Origin of the sequence: Malikia granosa (genome assembly GCF_002980595.1) — a bacterium.
Classification (GTDB): Bacteria; Pseudomonadota; Gammaproteobacteria; order Burkholderiales; family Burkholderiaceae_C; genus Malikia; species Malikia granosa.
Genome location: NZ_PVLQ01000148.1, coordinates 1 through 7,628 on the forward strand (window position 1 = coordinate 1; position 7,628 = coordinate 7,628).

General features: G+C 64.0%; 8 protein-coding genes. 1 reads left to right on the forward strand and 7 read right to left on the reverse strand.

All coding sequences use genetic code 11. The features are described 5' to 3' along the window. Positions 1-14: 14 nt before the first annotated feature. The 5 genes from C6P64_RS17650 to C6P64_RS17670 all read right to left on the reverse strand — a co-directional run bounded on the left by C6P64_RS17650 (position 15) and on the right by C6P64_RS17670 (position 3,670). Positions 15-368 (reverse strand): hypothetical protein, encoded by a 354-nt coding sequence (locus C6P64_RS17650; protein WP_105749832.1) that lies wholly within the window; start codon positions 366-368, stop codon positions 15-17. A gap of 5 nt (positions 369-373) precedes the next feature. After that, on the reverse strand, positions 374-1,372 hold the full coding sequence (locus tag C6P64_RS17655; RefSeq protein ID WP_105749833.1) for a hypothetical protein: 999 nt from the start codon (positions 1,370-1,372) through the stop codon (positions 374-376). Next, positions 1,359-2,144, reverse strand: coding sequence for a protein-tyrosine phosphatase family protein (locus tag C6P64_RS17660; RefSeq protein ID WP_105749834.1), 786 nt, complete (start codon positions 2,142-2,144; stop codon positions 1,359-1,361). The genes C6P64_RS17655 and C6P64_RS17660 overlap by 14 nt, the downstream gene beginning before the upstream one ends. Positions 2,145-2,158: 14 nt before the next feature. Continuing rightward, positions 2,159-2,614, reverse strand: a complete 456-nt coding sequence (locus C6P64_RS17665) for a hypothetical protein (protein ID WP_105749835.1) — start codon at positions 2,612-2,614, stop codon at positions 2,159-2,161. A gap of 78 nt (positions 2,615-2,692) precedes the next feature. Continuing rightward, complete coding sequence (locus C6P64_RS17670) at positions 2,693-3,670, reverse strand: helix-turn-helix transcriptional regulator (protein ID WP_105749836.1); 978 nt, start codon at positions 3,668-3,670, stop codon at positions 2,693-2,695. Between the two features lie 432 nt (positions 3,671-4,102). Here C6P64_RS17670 and C6P64_RS17675 point away from each other — a divergent pair, with 432 nt between their 5' ends. After that, positions 4,103-5,866 (forward strand): tyrosine-type recombinase/integrase, encoded by a 1,764-nt coding sequence (locus tag C6P64_RS17675; RefSeq protein ID WP_105749837.1) that lies wholly within the window; start codon positions 4,103-4,105, stop codon positions 5,864-5,866. An 85-nt stretch (positions 5,867-5,951) separates the two neighbouring features. Here C6P64_RS17675 and C6P64_RS17680 read toward each other — a convergent pair whose 3' ends face one another. Continuing rightward, complete coding sequence (locus C6P64_RS17680) at positions 5,952-6,965, reverse strand: nucleotidyl transferase AbiEii/AbiGii toxin family protein (protein WP_105749838.1); 1,014 nt, start codon at positions 6,963-6,965, stop codon at positions 5,952-5,954. Then, entirely contained in the window at positions 6,958-7,569 is a 612-nt protein-coding gene (locus C6P64_RS17685; RefSeq protein WP_105749839.1) for a hypothetical protein, read from the reverse strand. Before C6P64_RS17685 ends, C6P64_RS17680 begins: the two co-directional genes overlap by 8 nt. Between the last annotated feature and the right edge of the window lie 59 nt (positions 7,570-7,628).

Sequence of the window (7,628 nt, forward strand, 5' to 3'; positions counted from 1 at the left end):
TACTTTCGGAAACCTTAGTAATCAGTTTTGAACTTTTCTTCCAGCCTGTATAGGCAATGCCACACTTCCCCATACACCCTGGCCCTTTCATGTCCCTGCATCCGGTTCACCTCATCCTTGAAGTTCGAGTAGTCCAGATCCAGCGTCAGCTGTGACAGCGCGCGCGCAACCGCCTCCCTCGGCGCAGTAGCCCGGTAGCGGTAGTCTGTACCTTGGTCTGCCTGGATCTGGCCCAGTTCAGGCAGATAGCGGGACTTGAGCGAAGTCAGGTCGCCCTCGACCCGCGCACGAACGGTCAGCATTCCGTCGTAGCGGTCGTAGGGCTTCTCGACGATGCTGAAAAAGCCAATCGGTGTCATCAGCCACATGGGATTCAGCCCTTCTGGTCTGGTTCGTAGTCGGCAACGAGCGCCTGCAGGTCGGCCGGCACATGCCCGTAGCTGACCAAGCAGACGTCAAGTGCCTGGCCACGCATGCCGTCGAGCGCACGCTGGATCGCGTCTGTGATCCACTCGCGCCGGTTGCCGAAGGCGCCTCCGCCGAGCAGAGTCAGGTAGACGCTGTTGCTGCCGCCCGTACGGGTTGCATTGATGACGCCTGCCAGCAGCGTGGCCTCGTAGGCGGCTTCGAGCACCAGGCGCGCAAAGTGATGCCAGAGTTCGGGGTCGCTGTCGCGGTTGTAGCTGACCGGCAGCGCCGAGCAGTAGGCCTGGCTCACGGTCTGGCCCTTTGGCGCGCCGGCTGCGGTGACTTCCACATCCCAGTGCAGGCCGATGCGCAACCGGGCGCGCATGGCGTCAAGCTCAGTGGGGCTGGCGGCATCGAGTGCTGCCTTGATGGTCCGTAGCGTGTCGGTGTCGGCCAGGGCGTAGCCGTTGCGCATCTCAATCCGGTCGCCGCCTGGTAATGCAGATCGCAGGTCAGCCAGGGTGTCGATCTGGTGCTCCCGGGTCTGGCCGATCCGCTCGCCAACAGGGGCGAAATAGTTGCGGTAGATCGTGCCCGCGCCTGCAGCACGCGCGTAGGCCGGGCCCTGGGTGCGGTCGTATTCGTAGTCGCTCACGCCGTGTTCGGGTGTGACGTGGTAGCTGGTCATCTCGAGCAGGTTGAACTGCGAGGCGACTTGTACCAGTGCGCCCGCCAGCTCGGGCTGGGCGTGCAGCGCATGGGCGTCCGCTGCCAGGTTGCGCACTCGCAGTTGGCCGGGCGTGGCGGCCAGCGCCCGGGCGGCGCGTGCGCGCAGTTCGGCCAGGCTGGGGGTTTCGAGCTGGCCGATCTGCCAGCTGCGGCCGTTGGCCAGCGAGCGCAGCCGGGCGCGGGTGGCTTCGTAGCCGGTTTCAGCGAATCCGGTCAGGTTTTCAAACCAGGTCATCGGGGTGTTCTTGCTCGTAAAGGGTGTCTGCCATGTCGTCCCAGCTCAGCACATAGTTGCGCTGGGCCTGGGTCTCGGGCGTGTGGGGTTTGCGCCGGCGCTTGTCTTCGCTCATGCGAGTCCATAGCAGGCGCAGCTGTTCCAGCGCGGCCTGGCCCGACAGCCCGTAATCGACCAGGTAGCAGCCGACAACGGTGCCGGTGCGGCCGACGCCGCCCCAGCAGTGCACATAGACCTTGCGGCGCTGCCGCCGCCATTGCTCTATCTGGTCCAGGATGGCGCGCATTTGACCGGGCTGTTCTGGCACGTCCACATCGCGGATCGGCATGCGGCGGTAGGCGCAGTTGATCCCTGCCTCGCTGGCCACGGTGTAGAGGTCGTCCTCATAGGGCCTCAGTTCGCCGGCCTCGGTCAGATCGAGGAAGGCATCAAGGCCTTGGTGCAGGTAGTCGGCCAACTTGCGCTGGGTGCTTCTGGGGTCCCGGTCGCCCGGGTACTCGCCGGCCATCAGCGAATCGGGTCTCACCCAGTAGCTGTTGCGTGGATAGACCTGGTGCGTGAGGTCGAGCAGGCGTGGCAGGATGGTGCGTTGCCCGTCGGGACCGGGAGCCGAGACAAGTTCGCCCTCGAACTGGCTCATTAGATCGCTGGCCGCGTTCCAGCCCAGCTTGAGCACGCGCTGCAGCATGGCCGGGCGGGCCGATTGGGTGGCCAGGATGGCTTTGCGCGCTGCCGGCAGCAAGGTCTTGATCTGTTCGGACGTGAGAGTCATTGTCGTTGTGTCGCTCAAAGTTTCTGCAACAGCTGGTGTTCGGGGTCGAACTCGGCCTCGACCCGCTTCATGCCGTCCGAGAACAGGCGGCACAGGCGGATGAAGTGGCTCGAGAACAGGCCGTCGCGGTAGTACAGGGGATAGTTTCCGACCAGGCGGAAGCTATCGGGCTCACCCTCGCGCTGGACGCTGCGCACGTGGAAGGCTGGCAGGTAGAGTTTCTGGTTGATGCGCTCGCAAAGTTCAAGCCGGTCGGCGTGTTCGCATTCCGGCATGAACTCGAGATAGCTGTGCAGCAGGATGAAGCGGATGCCTTCGTGGATCTCGATCCAGAACGGGAACATGCCGGGTTCGCCGACGTAGAGTGACTTATTGCCCTGCGGCTCGTTGGCGATGGTGGCACGCTCGAGTTCGACCGACAGGGTAGCGAGGTTGACGTTCTCCTCTTCGATGATGGTGTTGAGGCTCATGGCGAACTCCGGTGTTATGCGTGACGGAGATCAGTGTCGGTCCCGACTGGCTCAAGGGGTGAGCCTGCAGTTCTGTCCTTAGGTGGCGTATAGGTCTTGCATGGCCTCGATACGCTCGATCACTGCCTGGCGCAGGGCCGGGGGAGCCAGTACCTCGACGCTGTCGCCATGGCGCAGGATGTCCATCACCAGCTCGGTGGGCTGGCTGTAGGGCAGGGAGAGTTCGAGCGCGCCATCTTCCAACTCGCGCGAGACCTGCTGCGGATGCCAGCGTTCGTGCCGGATCCAGCGGGCCGCTGCGGCGTTGAAGCGCAGCCTGGCGGTCTGTGTCTTGCCGCCGAAGTAGACACCATAGCCTTCGGCCAGCTTGCGGTTGACCTCGTCAAGCGGTAGTTCGTACGCCGCCTCTTCGCTCATGACCGGTTCGCGCATGGCGTCGAGCGCGAATTTTCGCAACGCCTGCTTGTCGTGGCACCAGGCATCGAGGTACCAGTTTTCTCGGTAGTAGCTCAGCCGCTGCGGCGAGACCTCACGCTGGGTGACATCGTTGCGGTGCCGTCCCTCATAGCTGAAGCGCAAGCGCTTTCGCATCATGAGCGCGTTGCCCACTACCTCGAACGCGGCCGGGTCGGTCTGGCGGTGCTGGCTGGCGTTGATTAGCTTGACGCGCGCAGTGACCTGCTTGGCGTCAGCGTGTCCGCTGCCTATCAGGGACTGGATGCGCTCGAGCAGAGGTTGGACGTGGGGAGCGAGCAGGCCGCCGCTGTCGAGCTCGCGCAGCAGATGGTGCATGGTCAGCAGCGCGCAGATCTCCTGTGGCGAGAACCATAGGCCCGGCAGCTGGTATCGCTGGTCCCGGTGTGGAGCAGCCATCTTGTAGCCGCCGGCGAAGCGGTCGTACTCGATCGGCGCGTGCAGGCGGTCACGCAGGTAGGCCAGGTCCCGCTTGAGGGTGGCACGCGAGACTTCCAGCGTTTCCTGCAGCCGCTTGAAGCTGACGACCGGAGCGTTGAGCAGCATCTGCTCGATGCGGTAGAGGCGTTCCAGTTGGCTCATGAAGTCATATTGAATATGATTTGTATATCATGACATATTTGTAACTCGAAAACCGGTGCGACTAGGCTGCTTTGGTAGACGTTTCTGCACGGCAATAAGGTTGTCTCCAGCATCTGGCGCTGCCTAGCAGGGTGGCACTTCGGATAATGTGGTCTTGTCACCGCCGGTTGTGGATGCCTCGTGCGTCCCAAGGAACTCCCGAGCATTTTTCTCTTGACGGCTATTCTGAGTCCCTTGAAAAGCTTGCTTGCGGTGGGGGAGATCGCAACACAATATGTGTGGAAACCCCATTGCAATAATTTATTGCGTGCGCACGCATCTAAAATATTCCAAGGAATAAAGCAAAGATAATCTTTACTTATCTTTAGTTAAAATCCTGCTGGCAAAAGCGCCGCCAGAACCGACACCCGCCAGCCGATCCACCAGACTCCCATGGCCACAAGCCCTTACGGCACCCCACCCGCCAGCCTCTACCGCCGCCGCCTCGGGCCGCACCACTTCGCCTACCTGCGCGCCGTCGCCGAGGGGCTGGAGCGCACCGACTGCGCCCGGCGCTACCTCGGCATCGAGCACGGCCACGAGGCCGTGACCGCCCACCGTCTCGTGGTCGACCAGGTACGTGCGGCGGCACGGCGCCGGGGCGAGACTTCGGCGCGCCTGATCGGCCTGACGATCCGCGTCTCCGGCACGGCCCAGCCCAGCCTGGAGGACTTCATCGCCGAGCGCGGCCTGGACGGCTGGAGCGAGGCCGAGGTGACCGAGCTCTATGCCGAGTGCTGTGGCGAGGTTCAGGGTCCGGACCCGAAGGCGCAGCGCCGGGAGCGGCTGCGCCGGCGCCAGATCGAGCTGCTGCGGTCGCTCGAATCGGCGGTGGCCGAGGCGCCGAGTCCGTCGGACTTCGTCGGCGGCTGGTTCGACGAGGCGCTGGCCAGAAAGCTCGACCTGGCCGGCATCCGCACGCTGGGCGAGCTGAACTCGCGGGTGAGCGCGGGCGGGGCCTGGTACCGGCCGCTGCCCGCGGTGGGCAAGGCCAAGGCACAGCGCATCGAGGCCTTCCTGCGCACGCTGCTGCCGCGCGAGGCGCAGGTGCTGCCGTTCTTCGGCGTGAGCCGGCAGACGGGGAGGGCGCTGGTGGTCTCAGGGCCGCCGTCGCCTGTCCCGGCTGGCAGCCTGCTGGGCGAGCTCACCATCGAGCAGACGGTCGAGGCCTGGATCGCGGCGCGCGCGAACTCGGACGCCACGCGCAAGGTCTATGCGCGCGAGGTGGGTCGCTTCCTGGTCTGGCTGCGGCACGAGCGACCGGGCGTGACGCCGGCCCAGCTCGGCGTGCGCGACGCGGTGGCCTTTGCCGAGCTGCTGCGCGACATCCCGCCGCACTTCATCTCGCGCCGCAAGGCGTCTCCCGGCGCGATCGGCTGGGCGCCGTTCCGCGGTCAGCTGACGCCGGCGAGCCGCCAGCAGGCGCTGACCGTGGTCTCGAGCTGGCTGGACTGGCTGGTCGAGGCGCGCCATGTCGAGGCGAATCCGTTCCGGCTGGTCTCCAGGAAGCAGGGCGATGACCAGACGGCCACCGGTGAGGTCAAGGCGATCACGGAAGGCGCGATGCAGGCGCTGCTGCACTACTTCGAGCAGGTAGAGCCCTCCCCGGCCATCCACCGGATGCGCTTCGTGCTGCGTTTCCTGGAATCCATGGGGCTGCGGGCCAGCGAGCTGCTGGCCGCGCGCCTGGGTGACCTGGTCACTCTGCCGGAAGGCCTGGCGCTAAAGGTGCACGGCAAGGGGGCCAAGAACCGGCATGTGACCCTGAACCGGCAGGCGCGCGAGGCTCTCAACGAGTATCTGGCGGCGCGCGGCCTGGGTGACTTCCTGCAGGCGCCGGCCGAGACGCCGATCCTGGCCTCGGCCAGGGACCCGATGACGCCGATCACCTATCCGGCGCTCTACCAGACCGTCAGGCGCTGGCTGGAAAAAGCCGTCTCGGCCAGCGCGCTGCCGCAGCACGAGAAGAGCCAGCTCTACAAGGCCTCGACCCACTGGTTGCGCCACACGTTCGGCACCCGGCTGATCGAGAAGGGCGCGGCTCCCGATGCGGTGCAGTCTTCCATGGGGCATGCGTCGCCGGTGACGCTGGGCCGCTACACGCGTTCGAGCGCGAAGCGGCAGTTCAGCGAGGTGGCCAAGGTGTTCGGGGAGTGAGGGCGCAACCGGGGCATTGGGTCGGCTCGGGTCTCTCACCCTGCCGCCGATCGAAATATCGGAAAACGGTCTTCAGAAACACTCGTCAGAGCCGGGCGATATGCAGGGCGATGCGCTCCAAGATCGCGTCAAAGGGCACCTGGCCAGTGTAGTACAGGCCCTTGGTTTCTTCGTACTTGCGGGCGTAGAGTTGCCGCACCTCCGGATCCGACAGGAGGAACGCCTCGTTGCTGGCGATGTCGAGGTTGTCGGCCTTCGGAAAACGCACTCGCTTGCGATCCTGGTACTCTGACATATCGATGAAGGCTTGTACCTCGGGGCTTTGCAGCAGGCAATACAGGTCGTAGTAGTGGCGCAGGAAGTTCTTGGGGAAACTCTCTGCCGCGTCAGCACCGCCGGCCTGCAGGGCCTGCTGGTTGCGAAACTTGGTGGAGACGGTCTGCAACTTCTCGACGAAGGTGTAAGCCGGGCTGTAGCACGGCACTCCCAGGGCACGGTTGTCGATGAAGGCGACCGTGCTCTTGAGGGCAACGTCCAGCGCCCAGCTGGAAATATCGCAAGGCTGGTTCGGGGCGGTGTCGTCGAAGCCCACTTCCAGCAAGATGCCTTCCTTGACGCCGTACAGATGGTCGGTGGCCACGGGGTAGACCATGCGGATGCCGGCGCTGCGGTACTTGGCATCGTCAAACTCAGGTGCGCGCTCGATGCCGGCAAAGCCTGGCAAGGGGCGAACCTGGAGTTGCTCGGACAACCAGTCAAAGTAGGCCTGGCGGGCCTGGATCTGTGCCGGCTTGTCCTGGTTCTTGCCCACGGGCACGACCCTGTCGGCAGGCGGCTCTATGCGCAGATCGATGTCCTCGGAAAACCGCTGGATGAGCTTGTAGCCCTTGGACAGCGAGGTTCCGCCTTTGAGCTGGAAGGTCCAGCCTTGTTGCTGCAGGCACCACAGGCCGTGCATCAGCCAGTAGTCCTTCTCGATCAGGTAGGGGGCGATGCCCTCTTGCTGCGCGACCTGGCGAATCAGGTCCAGAAAGTTCGGGTGGTCGTGCAGAAAGACGGCTGTCTGCCTCTTTCTCTTGGCGGGGCTGGCCTCAGCCATGTGCAGCGGCCTCCCAGGCGCTCATCAGGCGCCGGGTCCGGGCCGAGCCGTAGGCCTTGACGGCCTTCTGGAGCCGAACGGCGTCGAAGGTCGGCAGCTTGGCCTGCACCCGTTGCAGTACCTGATCATGGTCCTCTGCCAGCTGATCCAAGTTGTTGAGCATATCCACCAGCAGGAATTCACGGTTCACCTGCTTGGGCCTCGGAAAGCTGGGCTTCTCGCGGAAGTCGAACTCCATGCCTGCCAGCTTGAACTTGCCGTGGCGCTTGTGGTTGTAGACCACGGTGGTGTTGTAGAGCTGCGTGGTGCCCAGCCCCAGGCTGTTGTAGCTGCTGGGGTTGAACAGCAGGAAACGGTCATCCTCGAGGAACTTGGCCACCAGGGCTTGTTCGGCGGGAGGAGCCGTGCCAAAAGGGGTTTTCTTGGGCACGTAGTAGAGACCTTGCGAAGCCTTGCACAGCTTGCCCTCCTGCACGAAGCGGCCCAGATCGCGATCCACGCTGGGGAAGTACTCCACCAGATCCTTGCGTCGGTAGACCTGGCCCGCACGGAAGCGAAAACCTGGTTTTGACGGATGAAAGAGTTCCAGATCAGGCGGTTTCATGTATGGAATTTTACTTATATTTCATGCAAATAATCTAACGCGGCTTTGTTGTATTAATC